The sequence below is a fragment of the Streptomyces sp. NPDC005791 genome, assembly GCF_042871485.1.
GTDB lineage: Bacteria > Actinomycetota > Actinomycetes > Streptomycetales > Streptomycetaceae > Streptomyces.
The window spans coordinates 138,584-160,016 of the sequence record NZ_JBIAIP010000006.1 but is presented as its reverse complement, the minus strand read 5'-3'; the positions used below and the strand labels follow the sequence as shown (position 1 = coordinate 160,016).

At 71.8% G+C, this 21,433-nt stretch carries 16 protein-coding genes; 13 read left to right on the top strand and 3 right to left on the bottom strand.

All coding sequences use genetic code 11. The features are described 5' to 3' along the window. The first annotated feature begins 274 nt into the window (after window positions 1–274). The 4 genes from ACFYSH_RS14130 to meaB all read left to right on the top strand — a co-directional run bounded on the left by ACFYSH_RS14130 (window position 275) and on the right by meaB (window position 7,914). Entirely contained in the window at window positions 275–2,653 is a 2,379-nt protein-coding gene (locus ACFYSH_RS14130; RefSeq protein ID WP_388752529.1) for an ATP-binding cassette domain-containing protein, read from the top strand. A 167-nt stretch (window positions 2,654–2,820) separates the two neighbouring features. Beyond that, complete coding sequence (gene mutA, locus ACFYSH_RS14125) at window positions 2,821–4,674, top strand: methylmalonyl-CoA mutase small subunit (protein ID WP_388752526.1); 1,854 nt, start codon at window positions 2,821–2,823, stop codon at window positions 4,672–4,674. Beyond that, window positions 4,674–6,908 (top strand): methylmalonyl-CoA mutase, encoded by a 2,235-nt coding sequence (scpA, locus tag ACFYSH_RS14120; RefSeq protein WP_359468528.1) that lies wholly within the window; start codon window positions 4,674–4,676, stop codon window positions 6,906–6,908. Before mutA ends, scpA begins: the two co-directional genes overlap by 1 nt. Before the next feature lie 16 nt (window positions 6,909–6,924). Beyond that, window positions 6,925–7,914, top strand: a complete 990-nt coding sequence (gene meaB / locus ACFYSH_RS14115; RefSeq protein WP_359468525.1) for a methylmalonyl Co-A mutase-associated GTPase MeaB — start codon at window positions 6,925–6,927, stop codon at window positions 7,912–7,914. Between the two features lie 39 nt (window positions 7,915–7,953). Here the strand turns inward: meaB and pgm are convergent, their stop codons facing one another. Then, entirely contained in the window at window positions 7,954–9,600 is a 1,647-nt protein-coding gene (pgm, locus tag ACFYSH_RS14110) for a phosphoglucomutase (alpha-D-glucose-1,6-bisphosphate-dependent) (RefSeq protein WP_388752521.1), read from the bottom strand. A gap of 610 nt (window positions 9,601–10,210) precedes the next feature. Here pgm and ACFYSH_RS14105 point away from each other — a divergent pair. From ACFYSH_RS14105 to ACFYSH_RS14065, 9 genes are all read left to right on the top strand, one after another. Further along, window positions 10,211–11,386: a glycosyltransferase family 4 protein gene (locus tag ACFYSH_RS14105; RefSeq protein ID WP_359468519.1), complete on the top strand. Its 1,176-nt coding sequence runs from the start codon at window positions 10,211–10,213 to the stop codon at window positions 11,384–11,386. Next, complete coding sequence (locus ACFYSH_RS14100) at window positions 11,383–12,879, top strand: sugar transferase (RefSeq protein WP_388752518.1); 1,497 nt, start codon at window positions 11,383–11,385, stop codon at window positions 12,877–12,879. Before ACFYSH_RS14105 ends, ACFYSH_RS14100 begins: the two co-directional genes overlap by 4 nt. Before the next feature lie 3 nt (window positions 12,880–12,882). Continuing rightward, a complete protein-coding gene (locus ACFYSH_RS14095) occupies window positions 12,883–14,244 on the top strand; it encodes an O-antigen ligase family protein (protein ID WP_388752515.1) in 1,362 nt (453 codons plus the stop codon). Beyond that, window positions 14,241–15,857 carry a lipid II flippase MurJ gene (locus tag ACFYSH_RS14090; RefSeq protein WP_388752512.1) on the top strand — a complete coding sequence of 539 codons (1,617 nt, stop codon included), beginning with the start codon at window positions 14,241–14,243 and terminating at the stop codon, window positions 15,855–15,857. Before ACFYSH_RS14095 ends, ACFYSH_RS14090 begins: the two co-directional genes overlap by 4 nt. Continuing rightward, complete coding sequence (locus ACFYSH_RS14085) at window positions 15,847–16,617, top strand: polysaccharide deacetylase family protein (protein ID WP_359468509.1); 771 nt, start codon at window positions 15,847–15,849, stop codon at window positions 16,615–16,617. Before ACFYSH_RS14090 ends, ACFYSH_RS14085 begins: the two co-directional genes overlap by 11 nt. Further along, on the top strand, window positions 16,614–17,765 hold the full coding sequence (locus ACFYSH_RS14080) for a glycosyltransferase (RefSeq protein WP_359468507.1): 1,152 nt from the start codon (window positions 16,614–16,616) through the stop codon (window positions 17,763–17,765). Before ACFYSH_RS14085 ends, ACFYSH_RS14080 begins: the two co-directional genes overlap by 4 nt. Further along, entirely contained in the window at window positions 17,762–18,430 is a 669-nt protein-coding gene (locus ACFYSH_RS14075) for a lipopolysaccharide biosynthesis protein (RefSeq protein ID WP_359468504.1), read from the top strand. Before ACFYSH_RS14080 ends, ACFYSH_RS14075 begins: the two co-directional genes overlap by 4 nt. Beyond that, window positions 18,427–19,593: a GNAT family N-acetyltransferase gene (locus ACFYSH_RS14070; protein ID WP_359468502.1), complete on the top strand. Its 1,167-nt coding sequence runs from the start codon at window positions 18,427–18,429 to the stop codon at window positions 19,591–19,593. Before ACFYSH_RS14075 ends, ACFYSH_RS14070 begins: the two co-directional genes overlap by 4 nt. 111 nt (window positions 19,594–19,704) lie before the next feature. Beyond that, entirely contained in the window at window positions 19,705–19,980 is a 276-nt protein-coding gene (locus ACFYSH_RS14065; RefSeq protein WP_359468500.1) for a chaplin, read from the top strand. A 90-nt stretch (window positions 19,981–20,070) separates the two neighbouring features. Here the strand turns inward: ACFYSH_RS14065 and ACFYSH_RS14060 are convergent, their stop codons facing one another. Continuing rightward, a complete protein-coding gene (locus ACFYSH_RS14060) occupies window positions 20,071–20,931 on the bottom strand; it encodes a tyrosinase family protein (RefSeq protein ID WP_359468498.1) in 861 nt (286 codons plus the stop codon). 19 nt (window positions 20,932–20,950) lie between these two features. Then, window positions 20,951–21,424 carry a tyrosinase family oxidase copper chaperone gene (locus tag ACFYSH_RS14055; RefSeq protein WP_359468494.1) on the bottom strand — a complete coding sequence of 158 codons (474 nt, stop codon included), beginning with the start codon at window positions 21,422–21,424 and terminating at the stop codon, window positions 20,951–20,953. Between the last annotated feature and the right edge of the window lie 9 nt (window positions 21,425–21,433).

Genomic DNA, 21,433 nt, shown 5'->3' with positions numbered 1-21,433 from the left:
CGGTTCTGGATCGACAGCAGCTTAACTTCGGGCAATCCGTTATGCACTGTGCGAACAAATGACAGAAGGGACACCTGTGGGTTCCGGGCCGGCGAGAGCCCACCGTCCGGTCAGGAATGAAGAAGCACATGCACCCGGCCACCCGTAGCGTGATCCCTGTCCGCGTACGGCCGACCGAGCGAATGATTTCGCCCCGGACGACACCGCCGGGCTGATGGACAACGACCGTTGCCGCAACCACGCGGCTCGCGTGACGGATGGAGACAGGACGAGCATGGCCACCAGTACGGACGCGCCGCACGTTGCCGACAGCCACGGCCTGATCCGCGTGCACGGCGCACGTGTGAACAATCTCAGGGATGTCAGCGTCGAGATCCCGAAGCGCCGGCTGACGGTGTTCACCGGCGTCTCCGGCTCGGGCAAGAGTTCGCTGGTGTTCAGCACCATCGCCGCGGAGTCCCAGCGGATGATCAACGAGACGTACAGCACCTTCGTCCAGGGCTTCATGCCGACGCCGGCGCGTCCCGAGGTCGACGTCCTCGACGGGCTGACCACCGCGATCACCGTCGACCAGCAGCGGATGGGTGCCGACCCCCGCTCCACCGTCGGCACCGCCACCGACGCCAACGCGATGCTGCGTATCCTCTTCAGCCGGCTCGGCACGCCGCACATCGGCCCACCCGGCGCCTACTCCTTCAACACCGCCTCGGTCCGGGCGAGCGGCGGGATCACCGTCGAACGCGGGACCGCCAAGACCAGGACCGTGAAGGCGACCTTCAACCGCACCGGTGGAATGTGCACACGCTGCGAGGGCCGGGGCTCGGTCTCCGACATCGACCTCACCCAGCTCTACGACGACACCAAGTCGCTCGCCGAGGGCGCGTTCACCATCCCTGGCTGGAAATCGGACAGTCAGTGGACCGTGCAGGTCTACGCCCAGTCGGGCTTCGTCGACCCGGACAAGCCGATCCGCAGGTACACCGGGAAGGAACTGCAGGCCTTCCTCTACGGGGAGCCGGTCAAGGTCAAGGTCAACGGCGTCAACCTCACCTACGAAGGGTTGATCCCCAAGATCCAGAAGTCGTTCCTGTCCAAGGACAAGGAGGCGCTGCAGCCGCACGTCCGAGCGTTCGTGGAACGTGCGGTCACCTTCACCACCTGCCCCGAGTGCGACGGCACCCGGCTCACCGAAGGCGCCCGGTCCTCGAAGATCAAGCGGATCAGTATCGCGGACGCCTGCGCGATGGAGATCCGTCATCTGGCCGAATGGGTCCGAGGCCTCGACGAGCCGTCGGTGGCGCCGCTGCTCGCGGCGCTGCAGCAGACCCTCGACTCGTTCTCGGAGATCGGTCTCGGCTATCTCTCGCTCGACCGGCCGGCGGGCACGCTCTCGGGCGGCGAGGCACAGCGCGTCAAGATGATCCGCCACCTCGGCTCCTCGCTCACCGACATCACCTACGTCTTCGACGAGCCCACCATCGGTCTGCACCCGCACGACATCCAGCGGATGAACAGCCTGCTGCTGCGGCTCCGTGACAAGGGCAACACGGTGCTCGTCGTGGAGCACAAGCCGGAGACGATCGTCATCGCCGACCACATCGTCGATCTCGGCCCCGGGGCCGGCAGTGCGGGCGGCACCGTCTGTTTCGAGGGCACCGTCGAAGGGCTGCGGGCAGGCGACACCGTCACCGGCCGCCATTTCGACGACCGGGCCACCGTCAAGGAATCGGTGCGCAAGCCCACCGGCGCGCTGGAGATCCGCGGAGCGTCGGCACACAACCTGCAGGACGTCGACGTCGACATCCCGCTCGGGGTCCTGACCGTCGTCACAGGTGTCGCGGGTTCCGGCAAGAGTTCACTCGTGCACGGGTCGATCCCGCCCGGTGAGAACGTGGTGTCGGTCGACCAGAGCCCGATCAAGGGCTCACGTCGTAGCAACCCGGCCACGTACACCGGGCTGCTCGACCCGATCCGTAAGGCGTTCGCCAAGGTCAACGGTGTGAAGCCGGCACTGTTCAGCGCGAATTCCGAGGGAGCCTGCCCCACGTGCAACGGTGCGGGCGTCATCTACACCGACCTGGGGATGATGGCCGGTGTCGCGACGACCTGTGAGGACTGCGAGGGGAAGCGGTTCGACACCTCGGTGCTCGAGTACCACTTGGGCGGGCGCGACATCAGCGAGGTGCTCGCGATGTCGGTGGCCGAGGCCGAGGAGTTCTTCGGCGCCGGCGAGGCGAGCACGCCTGCCGCGCACCGCATCCTCGGCCGGCTCGCCGACGTGGGGCTCGGCTACCTCAGCCTCGGCCAGCCGCTCACCACACTGTCCGGCGGCGAGCGGCAGCGCCTCAAGCTGGCCACCCACATGGCGGAGAAGGGCGGCGTCTACGTCCTCGACGAGCCGACCGCCGGCCTCCACCTCGCCGACGTCCAGCAGTTGCTCGGTCTGCTCGACGGGCTCGTCGACTCCGGCAAGTCGGTCGTCGTCGTCGAGCATCACCAGGCGGTCATGGCACATGCCGACTGGATCATCGACCTCGGTCCCGGCGCCGGTCACGACGGAGGCCAAATCGTCTTCGAAGGCACTCCGGCCGACCTCGTCGCCGACCGCTCCACCCTCACCGGCGAACACCTCGCGGCCTACGTAGGCGCCTGACCGAGGCGGAGCCCGGAGCCAACCTCCGCGCCCGGCGTCGGGCTTCGCCTCCGGCCGTGTTCCCAGGACAAGGCCGCTCTACCCATAAGATCCGGCACATTTCGGAGAGTGCAAGGTCACAGCCGGTAGCCCTGCTGCCCGTCAGAGTGCTGACCTAGCATCTGAGCATGACGGTCCTGCCTGCTGACGGGCTCCCTCCGGCCGCCGAGTTCCCCGACCCTTCCCACGACCAGTGGCAGACCCTTGTCGAAGGCGTACTGCGCAGGTCAGGTAAGGAAGTCACGGGTCCGGCCGCCGAGGAAGCACTGTCCACCGCGCTCGGGGACGGGCTCACAGTCCGCCCGCTGTACACCTCCATCGACGCATCGGCGGACCCCGGTCTGCCCGGCTTCGCGCCCTTCACCCGGGGCAGCAGGGCCACAGGGAACACCACGGACGGGTGGGACGTGCGCCAGCGCCACCAACTGGCCGATCCCGTGCGCCTGAACGAAGCCGTCCTCGGTGATCTGGAGAACGGCGTCACCTCGCTCTGGCTGGCCGTCGGCGGCCCGGGTGGGGTGCCGGTCTCCGGTCTGGCCCGTGCGCTGGAGGGTGTGCTTCTCGACCTGGCGCCCGTCGCTCTCGACGCGGGCACCGACCCCGGGCCCGCAGTCAGGGAGTTGCTCGGGCTCTACGAGGCCAGGGGTGTCTCCAAGGAGGCCGCACGGGGCAGCCTCGGGGTGGATCCACTCGGGCAGGCCGCGCGTACGGGCACGGAGCCGGATCTGAGCGGCGCCGTGCACTGGTCGCTGCTGTGCTCCCGCGAGTACCCGGGGCTGCGCGCGCTGGCCGTGGACGCCCTGCCGTACCACGAGGCGGGCGGTTCAACCGCCCAGGAGCTGGGGCTCTCACTGGCCACCGGTGTCGCCTACCTCCGGGCGCTGACGGCGTCGGGGCTTTCGGTCGAGGAGGCGTGCGCGCAGCTGGAGTTCCGGTACGCGGCGACGGCCGACCAGTTCCTGACGATCGCGAAGCTTCGTGCCGCCCGGCGGCTGTGGGCCCGGGTCGCCGAGGTCTGCGGAGCCCCGGACTCCGGGGCGCAGCGGCAGCACGCCGTGACCTCGTCGGTCATGATGACCCGCCGTGATCCCTGGGTGAACATGCTGCGGACGACGCTGGCCTGCCTGGGCGCGGGCGTCGGCGGAGCCGAGTCCGTCACCGTCCTGCCGTTCGATCACGTACTGGGCCTGCCGGACGCGTTCGCCCGGCGGATCGCCCGCAACACGTCGACCATCCTGATGGAGGAGTCGCATCTGGCCCGGGTGACGGACCCGGCGGGCGGTTCCTGGTACGTCGAGCGGCTGACGGATGAACTCGCCTCTGCCGCCTGGTCGTTCTTCCAGGAGATCGAAAAGGCCGGCGGTCAGGCCGCCGCCCTGCGCTCCGGCATGGTCCAGGAGCGGCTCGCGGCCACCTGGGCGGCCCGGAGCAAGGATCTGGCGCGGCGCAAGGAGCCGGTGACGGGTGTCAGCGAATTCCCGGCTCTGGACGAGCGGCCGGTGGAGCGGGAGCCCGCCCCCGCCGTACCGGGCGGCGGGCTGCCCAAGGTACGGCGCGACGAGGCGTTCGAGGCGCTGCGTGCCCGGTCGGACGCGCACCTCGCGGCCACGGGGAGCCGCCCGAAGGTGTTCATCGCCGCCCTCGGGCCGGCCTCGGTGCACACCGCACGGGCCTCCTTCGCGGCGAACCTCTTCCTGGCGGGGGGCGTCGAGCCCGTCCATCAGCCGGTCTCCGTGGACGCGTCGACCGCTGCCGAGGCCTTCCGCGCCAGCGGAGCGACGACCGCCTGCCTGTGCTCGACGGACACGCTCTACGCCGAGCAGGCCGACGCCGTCGCCTCGGCCCTCAGGGCCGCGGGCGCCGAGCGGATCATCCTCGCGGGGCGGCCGGACGAGTACGCCGGGGCGGACGTCCATGTGTTCGCCGGCTGCGACGTGGTCGCCGTCCTCTCCTCCGAACTCGACCGTATGGGAGTGGCGTGATGCAGACCCCCGAGACCCCCACAGGTACTGCCGGGGCCGTGCCGGACTTCTCCGACATCGCGCTGAACGGCGAGCCCTCCGCCGAGGTCACCGAGGACCGGTGGCACGCCGCCGTCAAGGAGTCGGCCGGCCGGTCCGAGGACGAACTGCTCTGGGAGACCCCGGAGGGCATCGAGGTCAAGCCGCTGTACACCGGGCGGGATCTTGAAGGCCTGGACTTCCTGGACACCTATCCGGGTATCGCACCGTATCTGCGCGGCCCGTACCCGACGATGTACGTCAATCAGCCCTGGACGATCCGTCAGTACGCCGGGTTCTCCACGGCCGAGGAGTCCAACGCCTTCTACCGGCGCAATCTGGCGGCCGGCCAGAAGGGTCTTTCCATCGCGTTCGACCTGCCCACCCACCGCGGCTACGACAGCGACCATCCCCGGGTGACGGGTGACGTCGGCATGGCGGGCGTGGCGATCGATTCGATCTACGACATGCGTCAGCTCTTCGACGGCATCCCGCTGGACAGGATGTCGGTGTCGATGACGATGAACGGCGCGGTGCTGCCCGTACTCGCCCTGTACATCGTCGCCGCGGAAGAACAGGGCGTGCCGCCGGAGAAGCTGGCCGGGACCATCCAGAACGACATCCTCAAGGAGTTCATGGTCCGCAACACCTACATCTATCCGCCCGGCCCCTCGATGCGGATCATCTCCGACATCTTCGCGTTCACCTCGCAGAAGATGCCGCGCTACAACTCGATCTCGATCTCCGGCTACCACATCCAGGAAGCCGGAGCGACGGCCGACCTGGAGCTGGCGTACACCCTGGCCGACGGGGTGGAGTACCTGAGGGCCGGGCAGGCGGCGGGCCTGGACGTGGACGCGTTCGCCCCGCGCCTCTCGTTCTTCTGGGCGATCGGCATGAACTTCTTCATGGAGATCGCGAAGCTGCGCGCGGCGCGGCTGCTGTGGGCGAAGCTGGTCAAGGAGTTCGGGCCGAAGAACGCCAAGTCGCTTTCGCTGCGCACCCATTCGCAGACGTCCGGCTGGTCCCTGACCGCGCAGGACGTGTTCAACAACGTGACGCGCACCTGCGTCGAGGCGATGGCCGCGACCCAGGGCCACACCCAGTCGCTGCACACCAACGCGCTCGACGAGGCGCTCGCGCTCCCGACGGACTTCTCGGCGCGGATCGCCCGCAACACCCAATTGCTGCTGCAGCAGGAGTCCGGCACCTGCCGGGTCATCGACCCGTGGGGCGGCAGCGCGTACGTGGAGAAGCTGACGCACGACCTCGCGGCGCGGGCCTGGCAGCACATCGAGGAGGTCGAGGCCGCCGGCGGCATGGCCAAGGCCATCGACGCGGGCATCCCGAAGCTCCGCATCGAGGAGGCCGCGGCCCGGACGCAGGCGCGGATCGACTCCGGGCGCCAGCCCGTCGTCGGCGTGAACAAGTACCGTGTCGAGACCGACGAGAAGATCGACGTCCGATCGGTCGACAACTCCTCGGTGCGCGCCCAGCAGATCGAGAAGCTGCGCCGGCTCCGCGCCGAGCGCGACGAGGCGGCCTGTCAGGAGGCGCTGCGCGCCCTGACCGCCGCCGCGGAGCGCGACCCGGGGCCGGGGCTCGAGGGCAATCTGCTGGCACTGGCCGTGGCCGCCGCCCGGGCGATGGCCACGGTCGGGGAGATCTCGGACGCGCTGGAGAAGGTGTACGGCCGGCACGCGGGCCAGATCCGTACGATCTCCGGCGTGTACCGCAAAGAGGCAGGAGAGTCCCCGTCCGTGGACCGCACCCGCAGTCTGGTCGACGACTTCGAGGAGGCGGAGGGGCGGCGTCCGCGCATTCTCGTCGCCAAGATGGGCCAGGACGGACATGACCGCGGCCAGAAGGTGATCGCCACCGCCTTCGCCGACCTGGGCTTCGACGTCGACGTCGGCCCCCTTTTCCAGACGCCGGGCGAGGTCGCCCGGCAGGCGGTCGAGGCGGACGTGCACATCGTGGGCGTCTCGTCGCTCGCCGCCGGTCACCTCACGCTCGTACCCGCGCTGCGCGAGGAGCTGGCCGCCGAGGGCCGGGAGGACATCATGATCGTGGTGGGCGGGGTGATCCCGCCGCAGGACATCGACGCACTCCACGAGGCGGGTGCCGCTGCGGTGTTCCCGCCCGGCACGGTGATCCCCGACGCCGCCCACGACCTGGTCGCACGGCTCGGCGCCGCGCTCGGCCACGAGCTGTGAGCCGCCGGCGGTGACGGTGACTACGCACATCGACATCGACGCCTACGCCAAGGGTGTGCTCGAGGGGAAGCGGGCGTTCGTCGCGCGCGCGATCACGCTCGTGGAGTCGACGCGTCCCGACCACCGGGTGCTCGCCCAACGGTTGCTGAGCGAGCTGCTGCCCCATGCCGGGCAGGCCAGGCGCATCGGGATCAGCGGGGTGCCGGGCGTGGGGAAGTCCACGTTCATCGACGCGCTCGGCACCCTGCTGACGGGGCTCGGCCACCGGGTCGCGGTGCTGGCCGTGGACCCCTCGTCCAGCCGCACGGGCGGCTCCATCCTGGGTGACAAGACCCGCATGGAACGGCTGGCGGTGGATCCCAGGGCGTTCGTACGTCCCTCCCCCACGGCCGGGACGCTCGGCGGGGTGGCCAAGGCGACCCGCGAGTCCATGGTGGTGATGGAGGCGGCGGGCTACGACGTGGTGCTGGTGGAGACGGTCGGGGTCGGGCAGTCGGAGACGGCGGTCGCCGGCATGGTCGACACCTTCCTCCTGCTCACCCTGGCCCGTACCGGCGATCAGCTGCAGGGCATCAAGAAGGGTGTTCTGGAGCTGGCCGACGCCATCGCGGTCAACAAGGCCGACGGCCCGCACGAACGCGATGCCCGTTCCGCGGCGCGTGAGCTGGCGGGCGCACTGCGGCTGATGCACCCCGTGGACGCGGCCTGGACTCCTCCTGTGCTGACGTGCAGCGCCAGGGAGTCGACCGGGCTGGACGCTCTGTGGGAGCGGCTGGAGCAGCACCGTACGCTCCTGGAGTCCACCGGTCGCCTGGCCGCCAAGCGCCGTGAGCAGCAGGTGGACTGGACCTGGGCGATGGTCCGCGACGAGCTGCTGGACAGCCTGCGCGGCCATCCGGCGGTGCGCTCGCTCACCCCGAAGCTCGAACAGCAGGTTCGTGAAGGCGGGGTGACGGCCACGCTGGCCGCCGAGCAGATCCTGCGGGCGTTCCGCGGGGACGGCTGAGGGCGGGCGGCCCGGGACCGGGCACGCCCGCCCGGCCGCTCAGCCCGTGGCGCCCAGTGCGTCGGAGACCAGGGCACGGGCCTCGTCCTGCACCCTGGCCAGGTGTCCGGCGCCCTGGAAGCTCTCCGCGTACACCTTGTAGACGTCCTCCGTCCCGGAGGGCCGGGCCGCGAACCACGCGCTGTCGGTGCAGACCTTCAGCCCGCCGATGGCGGCCCCGTTGCCGGGTGCCTCGGTGAGCACGGCGGTGATCGGCTCACCCGCCAGCGTGTCCGCGGTCACCTGCTCCGGGGACAGCCTGGCCAGCACCGCCTTCTGTTCGCGGGTGGCCGGTGCGTCGATCCGGGCGTAGGCCGGATCACCGAACCGGGCGGTGAGTTCGCCGTAGTGCTGGGAGGGGGTGGAGCCGGTGACGGCCGTGATCTCCGAGGCGAGGAGGGCGAGCAGGATGCCGTCCTTGTCCGTGGTCCACACCCGGCCGTCGCGGCGCAGGAAGGACGCTCCGGCGGACTCCTCGCCACCGAATCCCAGGGTGCCGCCGAACAGCCCGTCGACGAACCACTTGAAGCCGACCGGGACCTCCACCAGCTGACGCCCGAGGTCCGCGGCGACCCGGTCGATCATGGAGGAGGAGACCAGGGTCTTGCCGATGCCGGTGCCGGCCGGCCAGCCCTCGCGGTGGGAGCAGAGGTAGCGGATCGCCACGGCCAGGTAGTGGTTGGGGTTCATCAGCCCGCCGTCGGGTGTGACGATGCCGTGCCGGTCCGCGTCGGCGTCGTTGCCGGTGGCGATGGCGTAGGCGTCGCGCCGCTCGATCAACGAGGCCATGGCGTGCGGTGAGGAGCAGTCCATCCGGATCTTTCCGTCCCAGTCCAGCGTCATGAAACGCCAGGTGGGGTCGGCGAGCGGATTGACCACCGTGAGGTCGAGCCGGTGACGCTCGGCGATCCGCCCCCAGTACGCGACCGAGGCGCCACCCAGGGGGTCGGCGCCGATGCGGATCCCGGCATCACGGACGGCGTCCAGGTCGAGGACGGCCGGGAGGTCATCGACGTAGGCGGTCAGGAAGTCGTGCCTCCCCGTGGTGCCGGCGGCCAGCGCCCGGGCGTAGGGGATCCGTCGTACCTCCTTCAGACCGCCCTCGATCAGGGCGTTGGCCCGGTCCTGGATCCAGGAGGTGGCATCCGAGCCGGCCGGCCCGCCGTGCGGCGGGTTGTACTTGAACCCGCCGTCGGCAGGCGGGTTGTGCGAGGGCGTGACGACGATGCCGTCGGCGAGGCCGCCCGTACGGTCCCGGTTGTACGTCAGGATCGCGTGCGAGACGGCCGGGGTGGGGGTGTAGCCGTCGTCGCTGTCGATCAGGACGGTGGCGCCGTTGGCGGCCAGTACCTCCACGGCCGTGACCCGCGCGGGTTCGGACAGTGCGTGGGTGTCCGCGCCGAGGAACAGCGGCCCGTCGGTGCCCTGCCGCTGCCGGTAGTCACAGATGGCCTGGGTGGTGGCGGCGATGTGGTCCTCGTTGAACGCCGCCGCGCGTGCCGATCCGCGATGGCCCGACGTACCGAACGCCACACGCTGGCCGGGCTCGGCCGGATCCGGGTGGACCGTGTAGTAGGCCGTCACCAGCCGTGCCACGTCCACCAGGTCTCCGGGCTGCGCCGGCTGACCGGCCCGTTCGTGAACCATCGCTTCTCCTCTGTCCCATCGGCCGTTCGCGGATCGCCACGCGGCGGACGATCACCACGAGTTGTACCCGATACTGCCTCTTCGGCCGCACTCGCGGGTAGGTGGCCGGACCAGCGGTACATCCGGGGCGCGGCGGGTCCCGGGGCCTGTTCCGCCGCGGGTGGCCGGTCCAGGCGGAAGGGGCGCCGGAAGACGGCGGGAGCACGGAATGCTGCCCGAACGGCCGGTCACAAGCCGACGGAAAGCCGGCAGCAGTAATCGCGGCACTCAACTCGGCGCGTCGTCGCGGCGCTTTGTTCGCAGGCGTATCCAGGGCCGGAAATGACCCTCCTGCATGCGAGCGGTGGAGTGCGGCACCGTCATCATGCGGCACAGAATGGCGCAATGGCGGTCACAGTCACCTGACACGCCGCAGGTCCGGGAGCCGGCTGCCGCCCACCCGGCCGAGAACGAACCAAATGGGGACATGTGCGCGAGTCCTGCGTGTTTTCCCCCGCACGTTCTGCCACAGTGCATTTCGGTTTTATCCACTTGTTATCCGCCGCCATATTCCTTACCGCCGGTGTTTACGCGAACCGGCTCTTCGGGGGCACGTGAAAGAGAGCCGTGCGTGCTGCAGATGAGTTGCACCGACGAACGTCGACTGACGGTCCTTCACCTGGTCCAGCCGGTGGACGGAGGAGTCGCACGCGTCGTTACCGACCTCGTCACGGCGCAGGTCCGGGCGGGACTCCGGCCCGTCGTGGCCTGCCCGCCCGGCGGACCACTGGCGGCCGGGGTGTCGGCAGCCGGGGCACGGGTGTGCGCCTGGCCGGCGGAACGCGCCCCCGGCCCCCGGCTCGGCCGGGAGGTCCTCACGGCGAACCGTCTGATCCACGCGTGCGCTCCCGATGTGATCCATGCCCACAGCGCCAAGGCGGGGCTCGCCGGCCGCCTGGCCGTGCGCGGCCGGGTTCCGACGGTGTTCCAGCCGCACGCATGGTCGTTCGAGGCACTGGAGGGCAGGGCCGCCGGACTGGCCAGGGCGTGGGAGCGGTTCGGAGCGCGGTGGAGCGACCGCATCGTCTGCGTCAGCGAGTCCGAGCGCCGGGCCGGGCAGCGCGCGGGCATCACTGCGGCCTGGTCGGTGATCCACAACGGCATCGACCTCGGCCGCTTCCGGCCCGCCCGCGAGGGGGTGGCCGCGTCCGCGCGTGCCTCGCTGGCGCTGCCCAGGGGAATCCCGGCCGGCACACCACTCGTGGTGTGCGTCGGACGTCTGAGCCGGCAGAAGGGCCAGGACGTGCTGCTGCGGGCCTGGCACACGGCAGCGGTGGGCGGTGCGCGGCTGGTCCTGGTCGGCGACGGGCCGTACGAGGACGAGCTGCGGCGCGCCGCGCCCCCCGGTGTGCTGTTCACAGGGGCCAGCACGGATGTGCGGCCGTGGATCCACGCGGCGGAACTCCTGGTGCTCCCTTCGCGCTGGGAGGGGATGGCGCTGGCCCCCCTCGAAGCCATGGCCTGCGGCACGCCCGTCCTGCTGACCGACGTCAACGGGGCCAGGGAGAGCCTGCCGCCCGGTCATCTGCCCCACTGCCTGGTGCCGCCCGAGGACCCCACGGCCCTCGCGGCGGCGCTGACCACTCTGCTGAGTGACCCTGGGCTGCGGGCGGAGCTGGGCCGCACGGCTCAGCTCCGCACCCGGTCGGTCTTCGACGTGACGAAGACCGCCGGAGCGGTCCTCCGCCTCTACGAGGAACTTGTCGGCCAGTCCCGCCCCACGACGAGGAAGCGCACCGAGCGATGACGACGGAGAGTGCACCCGCCCCCCGAGCCGTGCAGGCGACTGCCGTACGGCATGCGGCTTCCGCGATCCGTCCGCCGCGCGGCGGACAGGGCGGTGCTCCGGCCCCGCGGGCCGCCCGAAGCCTCAGGCACCGGCGGGCGCCGGCGATGCTCGTGACCTTCGACCTGCTCGCGCTCGGTCTGACCGTGGCCCTGGTCGCCCCCGCGCCGTGGCCACCGGTCGCCGTACTCCTGCAGGCCGCCGTCCAGCTCCTCCTGCACGCCTACCGGGGCCTCTACCGCACCAGGCTGTCCCCGTCCGCGCTGGCGGAACTGCCCGCGCTGGCCGGGCTGGCCGTGGTCCAGTGGTACGTGGTGGCCGAGGCGGTGGCCGCCCATGACCCGCTCCGCGTTACCGGATGGGTGGCGCTGGGCTGCGCGGCGGCCGTGCAGACCGTGCTGTGCTTCGGGGCACGCGCCCTCGTCCACCGCTCCTGGCTGTGGACGACCGCGCGCCATCCGCAGTCCACCCTGGTGGTCGGCGACGGTCCGGTCGCCGACCGGGTCGTCGCCGTCCTGCAGGAGCACCCGCGGTACGGGATGCGGCCGGTAGGACGGGTGGTGGGCGCGGACGCGGATACGGATGCGGAGAAGGCCGCGGGCCCGCCGACGGGCGACGCTCCGCTGCCGGTCCTCGCGTCGGTGCAGGACGCCGGCCGGGCTGTCGTGCAGAACGCCGTACGGCACGCCGTCTTCACAGCACCGCCCGAGGCCTCGCCCGAGGGGGCGGAACTCTTCTCCCTGTTCGCGCGCCACGGCTGCCGGGTGTGGCTGATCACCGATCAGCGAGCGGTCACGCGGGTCCGGATCGCGCCCCTGCCGGACCATGTGTGGGGCTTCGCGGCACATCCGCTGCACGCCGGACCGACGCGTCCGGTGGCCGGCCGGGCGAAGCGGGCCATGGACACCGTGCTGGCATCGGCCGTCCTGGTCGCGGCCTCCCCGGTGATGGCCGCCTGCGCACTGGCCGTACGCGTGTGCGACGGCCCGGGGGTCCTCTTCCGACAGGAGCGGATCGGTGCGCACGAACGGCCGTTCGTCCTGCTGAAGTTCCGCACCCTGCGCCCGGCGGACGCACACGAGTCGGCCACCCGGTGGAACGTGGCGGCGGACCGGCGCATGAGCCGTGTCGGCAGGCTGCTGCGCCGGACGTCGCTCGATGAGCTGCCGCAGCTGTGGAACGTCGTACGCGGCGACATGAGCCTGGTCGGTCCGCGCCCCGAACGTCCCTACTTCGTGCAGCAGTTCAGCCGCACGTACCCCGGTTACCAGGCCCGGCACCGGATGCCCGTCGGCATCACCGGGCTCGCCCAGGTCCACGGCCTGCGCGGCGACACCTCGATCGAGGACCGGGCCCGGTTCGACAACCACTACATCGAGACATGGTCGCTGTGGCAGGACATGTGCGTGCTGGCGCGCACGGCCGGCTCGGTGTTCCGGCTCGGAGGCAGCTGAACCGTGACACTCACCGTCACTGCGGCGCCCGCACCGCCGTCCGCCCCTGAGAAGGCGTCCCCGCCCGGGTGGCGCCGCCGATGGCCGCTGCTGCCGCTGATCGCGACCGTCCTGCTCGTCGGCGTACCGTCCGACGGCACGGGCGCCGGGGCCGTGTCCGGCGTACCGGTGGCCGATCTCCTGTCCGGTGTGGCCGTCCTCGTGTGCGTGGGCCGCCTGTTGTTCCTGCGGCGGCGCCCGCTCACGCCGACCGCGGCGGTCGTGCTGGGGCTGCCGGCCGTGGCGCTCGCCCTGGCGACGGTCGCCGCCACGGACCCGGCGGCGGCGCTGCCGGGGTTCGTACGGTACCTGCAGATCTTCGTCCTGGTGCCGGCCGCGGTCCTTCTGCTGGTCAAGGACGCCTGGGGGTTCCGGGCCGTCACCGGCGCGCTCGTCCTGCTCGCGGCCGTCCAGGGAGTGACGGGGGTCCACCAGTACGTCACCGGCTCCGGCGCCTCCTACATGGGCCAGGACATCCGCGCGGTCGGCACTTTCGGCCCCGGTGACGTGATGGGCATGGCAACGGTCGTCGGCTACGGTCTGGTCGCGGCCACCGCGTACGCGCTCCGCGCCCCCGCCGGTGCGCCTCGCCGGCTGAAGCTGTGGGCACTCCTGACCGCCGCCCTGCTGGTCGTCCCGCTCACGCTGTCGTTCAGCCGGGGGGCGTGGATCGCGACGGCGGCGGGAGCCCTCGCGGCGATCGCGCTGACCGGGCTCCGGCAGGCCGTTCGCGCTCTGGCGGTGGTGGGTGCGGCCGGAGTCGTCCTGGTCGGCGGTTTCGGTGTCGGATCGGAGATGATCTCGCAGCGGCTCACCAGCATCACCGAGGTGACCAGCGCGCCCGACCGGTCGGTCAACGACCGCTACACCATGTGGGCCGCCGCGGCGGGCATGTGGCGCGAGCGGCCCGCGACCGGCGTCGGGCTGAAGGGCTTCCCGGCGCACCGGGACGGGCATGCCTCGATCGGGCTCTCCGCGGGCAGTGACACGGCGGGGGCCGGACAGGAGTTCCGCAGGCAACCGCTGCTCTCCCCCCACAACATGTATTTGCTGATCCTCAGCGAGCAGGGGCTCATCGGCCTCACCGCGCTGGTGGGTTCCTGGGCGGCGCTCCTGGTGGGCGGGGTGCGCAGGCTGGTGCTCGCACGGGCCCGGGGAGCCGCGACCGTCGACTGCGGTCTCGCCGCCGTCGGGCTGATGACCTGGCAGACGGTCGACTTCCTGTACGCGGACATCGGCGGCCCCTCCACCGTCCTGACCGGGATCGTGCTCGGCCTCGCCGCGTGGTGGGCGCTCGCGGAGCCGGAGAGGACGACCGTCGCGTGAACGGGACAGCCACGGATCCGGCCGCGGACGCGCCGGTCGCCGGGACTTCCGCGTCCGACGCACCGGTACGGCCCGGGCGCTTCCTGGCGCGGGCGGCGGCCGGCGCCGGGGGGCTGACCGTGATCGCCGCCCTGCTCGGACTCGTACGGGACCAGGCCATCGCCCGGTTCTTCGGCGCGAGTCATGCCAGCGACGCCTTCCTGATCGCCTGGACGGTGCCGGAGATGGCGGCCACGCTGCTGATCGAGGACGGCATGGCGCTGCTGCTCGTACCCGCGTTCAGCCTGGCACTGACCCGCCGCGCCGCCGGCGGTCACGCGCGTGATCCGGTCCGCACCCTGGTGGCGGACACCCTTCCCCGGCTGTGCGCCGCACTGGCCTGTGCGGGCGGGCTGCTGGTATGGGGCGCGCCCTGGGCCGTCGGCATCCTGGCGCCCGGGCTGGACGATCCCCGGCTCGCGGTCGACTGCACACGTCTGACGGCCGTCACGGTGCTCACCTTCGGCATCACGGGGTACTTCAGCGCGGCGTCGCGGGCGCACGGCCGGTTCCTCGCACCGGCCGGGGTCTACATCGCGTACAACATCGGCATCATCGGCATGACCCTGGCACTGCACTCGGCCTGGGGTGTGCGCGCCGCTGCCGCCGGGGTGGCCGTCGGCAGTCTGCTGATGGTCCTCACCCTGCTCCCGACGTGTCTACGGCTGATGCCGGCGCGGGGCGGGAAGCGGGCGCCACGGGAACGGGGCCCCGCCCTCCTCGGCGCGACGGTGCTGGCGCCCGTCGTCCTGTTCGTGGTGGGGCGTCAGTCGCAGGTCTTCGTCGAGCGGTTCCTCGCCTCGTCGCTGCCGGAGGGGGCGATCTCCCACCTCAACTACGCGCAGAAGGTCGCGCAGCTGCCGATGGTGCTGTCCATGATGATCTGCACGGTGACCTTTCCCGTCGTCGCCCAGGCCATGGCGGCCGGGGACCGGGAGGGCGCCCGGCGGCGGGTCGAGCGGGATCTCGCCCTGGCCGGGACCGTGGTGCTGCTGGGCACGGCGACGGTGCTCGGCTGCGCGCCCCACATCATCGCAGTCCTCTTCCAGCGCGGGGCCTTCGACGCCGCGGACACCGCCGCCACGGCCGGTGTCATGCGGGTCTACGCGCTCGGGCTGCTCGGCCACACGCTGGTCGGCGCCCTGTGCAGGCCGTTCTTCTCCGCCGGCCGGCCCACCTGGTACCCACTCGGCGCGATGGGCGCCGGACTGCTGGTCACCACCGTCGCCGGACTGCTCCTGACCGGGCCGTTCGGTGTCAACGGCATCGCGGCCGCCAATGCCGTCGGCATCAGCACGGCCGCCCTGCTGATGCTCCTGGGGCTGGGCTCGCGGGCGGTCGCCGTACGGGCCGGGGCGGTCGCTCTCTCCCTCGCCCGTCCGGCGGCCGCCGCGGCGGTCGCCGCGGTCGCGGGCCGGCTGGCCACGGCCCTGGTGACCGGGCCCGTGACGGGTCTGGTGGCCGGCTGCCTTCTCGTACCCACGGCGTTCCTTCTCACCGGGCTCGCGCTCAGAGCCCCCGAAGCCGTGCATCTGCTGGCACTCATCCGACAGAGGATTCCCCATGGCCGCTGACACCTCGACACCCCGCGTCCGTACGCTCCCCCTCCGGTCCCGGCCGTGGATCCTGACCTATCACTCGGTGAGCGATCCCACGGACGATCCGTACGGCATCACCGTCTCCGCCGACCGCCTGGACGAGCAGCTGACCTGGCTGGGGCGCCGCGGACTGCGCGGCGTGGGGGTGGCGGCGCTGCTGCGCGCGCGGGCCTCCGGAAAGCGAGACCTGGTCGGGCTCACCTTCGACGACGGGTACGCCGACTTCCTCGACGAGGCCCTCCCGGTGCTGCTCGCTCACGGCTGCACGGCGACGGTGTTCGTCCTGCCCGGCCGGCCCGGCGGCTCCAACGACTGGGATCCGCTCGGTCCGCGAAGACCGCTGCTGACCGAGGAGGGCGTCCGAACCGTCGCCGCGGCCGGAATGGAAGTCGGCTCGCACGGGATGCTCCACCGGGACCTCACGGCGCTGTCCGACGAGGAGCTGCGCCAGGAGACACACGGCAGCCGGGACGCGCTGCGTCGTCTCCTCCGGCGGACGCCGTCCGGTTTCTGCTACCCGTACGGGACGGCCGACCGGCGGGTGGTCGAGTCCGTACGGCAGGCGGGATACGCCTACGGGTGCGCCCTGGTCCCCGGTCCGCTCCCGGGGCCGCTCGCCCTTCCCCGCACGCATGTCAGCCACGCCGACCGGGGTGCCCGCCTGCGGGCCAAGGAGGTGCGGCACCGGCTGCGGCACCGCTCCGCCGGCACCACGCGGCCGGGTGACGCCGGGTGAAGGCGCTGCACGTCATCACCGGCCTCGGCGTCGGCGGGGCCGAGCAGCAACTGCGTCTGCTGCTGCGCCACCTGCCGGTCCCCTGCGACGTCGTGACCCTCACCAACCCGGGAGCGGTCGCGGAGGGGCTGCGCGCCGACGGCGTCCAGGTCCGGGATCTGGGCATGCGGAGCAACCGGGACCTCGCCGCAGTGCCCCGGCTGGCCCGCCTCATCCGCCGAGGCGCGTACGACCTCGTGCACACACACCTCTACCGGGCCTGTGTCTACGGCCGGATCGCGGCACGTCTCGCCGGGACCACCGTGGTGTCGACGGAGCATTCGCTGGGGCGTGCGGAGATCGAGGGACGGCCGCTCACCCGCGGCACCCGGGAGCTCTATCTGCGCACCGAGCGGCTCGGGGCCGCGACGGTCGCCGTCTCCGACACCGTCGCGGGCAGGCTGCGCGAGTGGGGCGTACCGGCTGCCCGCATCCATACCGTCCCCAACGGGATCGATGTGACGGCCTTCCGCTTCGACGGCGCGCGACGTCGCGCCACCCGGGCCCTGTTGGGCCTGCCCGACAGCGCCTTCGTCGTGGGGGGCGTGGGCAGGCTGGTCCCCGGCAAACGCTTCGACCTGCTGATCCGCGCCGTCGCCGCCCTCCCCGGAGCGTGGCTCGTCCTGGCCGGGGACGGGCCGGAAGCCGGACCGCTGCGCGCGCTCACCGCCCGGCTCGGTGCGACCGGCCGGGTGAGGTTCCTCGGCGAGTGCGGCACCACGGGCGCCGCTCCCGGCATCCCCGCGGTGCTCAGCGCCGTCGACACGTTCGTCTCGGCGTCCCGAGAGGAGTCCTTCGGTCTCGCCGTCGTCGAGGCCCTGGCCGCGGGGCTGCCCGTGCTGCACGCGGCCTGTCCCGCCATCGAGGACCTTCCGGGCGCCCGGGTGCCGGGCGCCACCCGCCTCGGATCCGCGTCCGGCGCGACCGATGCCACGCGTGAGCTGACGGCCGCGCTGCGGCGCCACATGGAGAGCGGTGTCCGTCGGCTGCCGGCACCCACCGCCGTGGAGCACTACGACATCAGGCTCAGCAGCCGGCGCCTCATGGACGTCTACGCACAGGCCGTCGGCATCCCCGCTGTTCCCCCGACCGAGAGAGCGAAGCCATGACCGAATCGTCCGAGCAGCAGTCTGCCGTCCCCGGGTGGTGGCGCAGGCGCCGCCCCGCATTCGCAGGGCCCGGTTGGTGGCCCCTGCCCGCAGGCGTCCTGCTCGGAGCCGCCTGCGGATTCTCGTACGGAATGCTCGCCCAGCCCGAGTACGCGGCGACCAGCTACGCGATGGTCACCGCGGGCAAGGGCGTCGACCCTGCCTCCGCCCTGGGGTACGCGCAGTCGTACGGCCGTCTCGCCACCAGCGACGCCACGCTCACCTACGCCAGGGGAGCGGCGGGGGAGCCCGTGCGCGAGCTGCGTACGCACGTGCGGTCCGAGACCTCCCCCGACTCGCCGATGATCGCGGTCATCGGCACCTCGGCCGACCGGGACCGGGCCGCGGACATCGCCAACGCGGTGACCGAGGCGGTGGTCGTGAGCAGCGGGCACGTCGCCAAGGACACCGGCGTGAAGCTGATCACCTTCTCGCACGCCGTACCGCCCGTGGACCCCGTCGCCCCCTCCGCGCCGCTCGGCACAGCCGTGGGCGCCTCCGCGGGCGGTCTGGTCGGCGGACTCGTCCTGCTCGTCCGGCCCCGCCCCGGACGCCGGGACGTCACCGCCCAGGTACCGGCCCCCGCCCAGGGCGGCGCCGCCGACGAACGGGAGCTCGTACGTTGAACACCGACCTCTCCGGGCGGCTCACCGTCACCCTCTGCCGGGATCTGGCGGACTTCGCGGACCTCGCCGCGCCATGGGACGCGCTGCACCGCCGCTGCCCCACCGCCACGCCGTTCCAGAGCCACGCCTGGCTCCACTCGTGGTGGCTCTCCTACGGGACCCCCGGCCGGCTCAGGGTCGTCCTGGCGCGCCGGGGCGGACGTCTGATCGGGGCGGCGCCGCTGATGCTCGTGCACCGCCCGATGCCTCTGCTGGTGCCGATGGGGGGAGCCATCTCCGACTTCTCCGACATCCTGGTGGACGGCGAGGACACCGGTGCGGCAGTCACCGCACTGGAGCGCGGGCTCCACCGGGCGGCCGCGCACACGGTCGTGGATCTGCGGGAGGTACGGCCCGAGGCCTCGGCGCACCTGCTGTTCGAGGCATGGTCCGGCGCCCGGAGCAGCCGCACGGACTCGACCTGCATGGAACTGCCGGCCGAGCCGATCGATGTTCTCATCGGACGGATGACCCGTTCGCGCGCCCAGCGGGCCAGGGCCAAGCTGCGCCGGATCGACGCGTTGGGCATCGAGTGCCGCACGGCGCCCGTCCACGGGGTGGCGGGCGCGATCGGCACCCTGCTGCGGCTGCACGAACTCCAATGGCTCGACAGGGGTGTCACTCCTGAGCACCTGAGGCCCCGTTTCTGCGCGCACCTGGTGCGCTCCACCCGACGGATGGTGCGCGACGGCGAGGCGTCGGTCAGGGAGTTCCTGCTCGACGGTGAGGTGGTGGCCGCCGATCTGTCGTACCGGTCCGCGCAGCTGACGGGAGGTTACCTCTACGGCGCCGACCCCCGGCTCAGGGAGCGGAAGGTGGACGTCTCCTCGATGCTGCTGCGCGAGCTCGCGCGGGAGTCCGCGAGCCTGGACCGCGGTGTACTGAGTCTGCTGCGCGGCTCGGAGCAGTACAAGAATCACTGGGGCCCCGTGCCGGTCGTCAATCAGCGCCTGCTGCTGGCCCGCTCCTCGCTCGAGCCGCTGCTGCGGCTGCGCGAGACCCAGGTGAGCGCGCGGGAGCGTGCGGCGGAAACGGTGCGGTCCCGTTTTCCCGCGGCGCGGGGGTGGCGTGGCCTGTTGAAAGAGCTTCCGTCGGCGGGGCTCGCGGCGATCAGCCGAAGTTGAGCGGAGATGATGAGTTTTGAGCCGGTCCGTTACCGTCTGGCGAGTTTCGCGTTGTCAGGGCATACCGGCCGCACGCACGGCAGCCGGTCTCGAACCTCACAAGGAGAACAGATGTCGCGTATCTCGAAGGTGGCCGCCGTCATGGCAGGTACCGGTGCCCTGATGGCCGGCGGTGCCGGCATGGCCACCGCCGACGCCGGTGCGGAGGCCGTCGCGGCCCACTCCCCCGGTGTCCTTTCGGGCAACGTCGTGCAGGTGCCCGTCCACATCCCGGTCAACGTGTGCGGCAACACGGTGAACGTGATCGCCCTGCTGAACCCCGCGTTCGGCAACACCTGCGAGAACGTGTCGGACAAGGACAAGGGCGCGTACGACCAGGGTCACTGATCCACTCCGAGGAAGCCTCCGGGCCTCCCCTCTCCGCTTCCGGGCGGCGGGGGGAGGCCCGGCCCCGTTCAGGGGCCCGGCCGGTGCTGCTCAGACGTACCGGTAGAGCCGGGAGTGGTCCATGAGCTGTGAGGGCGCCACGTCCCACGGGGGCATCGGCTGATCGAACGCGAAGATCCGGTCCCGCTGCGGGTCGTCGGCGGGGAGTGTGCGGGCGGGCAGGTAGCCGGAGCGGGGATGCGCCTTCTGCCAGCGGGTCCAGAGCAGGTCGATGAAGGCGTGGTGCAGCCAGAAGACCGGGTCGTCGGGTGACGCGGCGCCCGCCATGGACCCGCCGATCCAGCGGTGCACGCTGTTGTGGTTGGTCACACCTCGCCTCCCCGTGATGCCCCAGCCCTCGATCCTGTTCCGGAAGCCGGTGGTGCTGACACTGTTCCAGGGCGCGGCGTCGTACAGCGGATCGCTCAGCGCCTGGTCCACATCCGCCGTGCCGGGCAGAGTGACGGGCGCGGAGGGCCGGCCGAAGTTGCGCCGCAGGAAGGGGTCGTCGGTGACGCCGGTGCGGATGCGCCAGTTCCCCTGCCGGTAGGCGAAGGCCCCCGTCATGACCTGCCGGTCACCCGGCCTGCCGTTGCCGCCGAGGAAGTCCTCCGCCCAGAGGGAGGCGCTCGGCGTGTCGTCCCGCGTCCAGTCCCAGTACGGGATCGACACCTGGGGATCGACGGCCCGCAACGCCTCCTCGAATTCCAGCAGATACCTGCGGTGCCAAGGGAAGAACGACGGGGCCATGTGGGCGGGCCGCGGCTTGCTCTCGGCGTCGGTGACGTAGTACTGCCGGTGCAGGGTGACGAAGTCGTCGTAGCGCCCCGAGCGTTTGAGCTCCAGGATCGCGTCGACCAGGCGTTTCTTCTCGGTGCTCGTGAGGTCTCGCTGGTTCTTGCGGCTGTACACCCGTGCTCGTCCTTTCGGCTCAGATGGTGTGCGGGGAGGCTGCTGACAACTGGGCGGTGCCGAGCTCGTCGACCGCCGCGCGCGCCGCCTCGAGGAGCGTCGGGAACGACTCGTAGTGGTTGACGGTGCTGAGATAACTCCCGTCGGCGCGCCTCATCACGTGCAGCGCCCTCCCGTCGACGCGGACGTCGGCACCGGGCGCCGCCGCCGCGGCTCCGGCCTCGGCGGTGTACGGCTGCGCCCCGGCCGCCACGACGACTGCTCCGGTGCCCCGGATCTCGCGGCCCTTGTACAGCTCGGAGAACCGTTCGGGTCCCACGGCGTCGCGATCCTGTCCCCGGTCTCCGGATTCCGGGCCTTCGAGGAGGACCGGCGCGAGTGCACCGCCGGTGCCGGCGATCATGGCCGCGGTGAAGACGGTGCGGAGCACCGCGCGGCGGGCCGGCCGCAGGGCCCCGACCGGCTCCGTGTGCGTGCCGGTGGTCGGTTTCATGATGGTGTA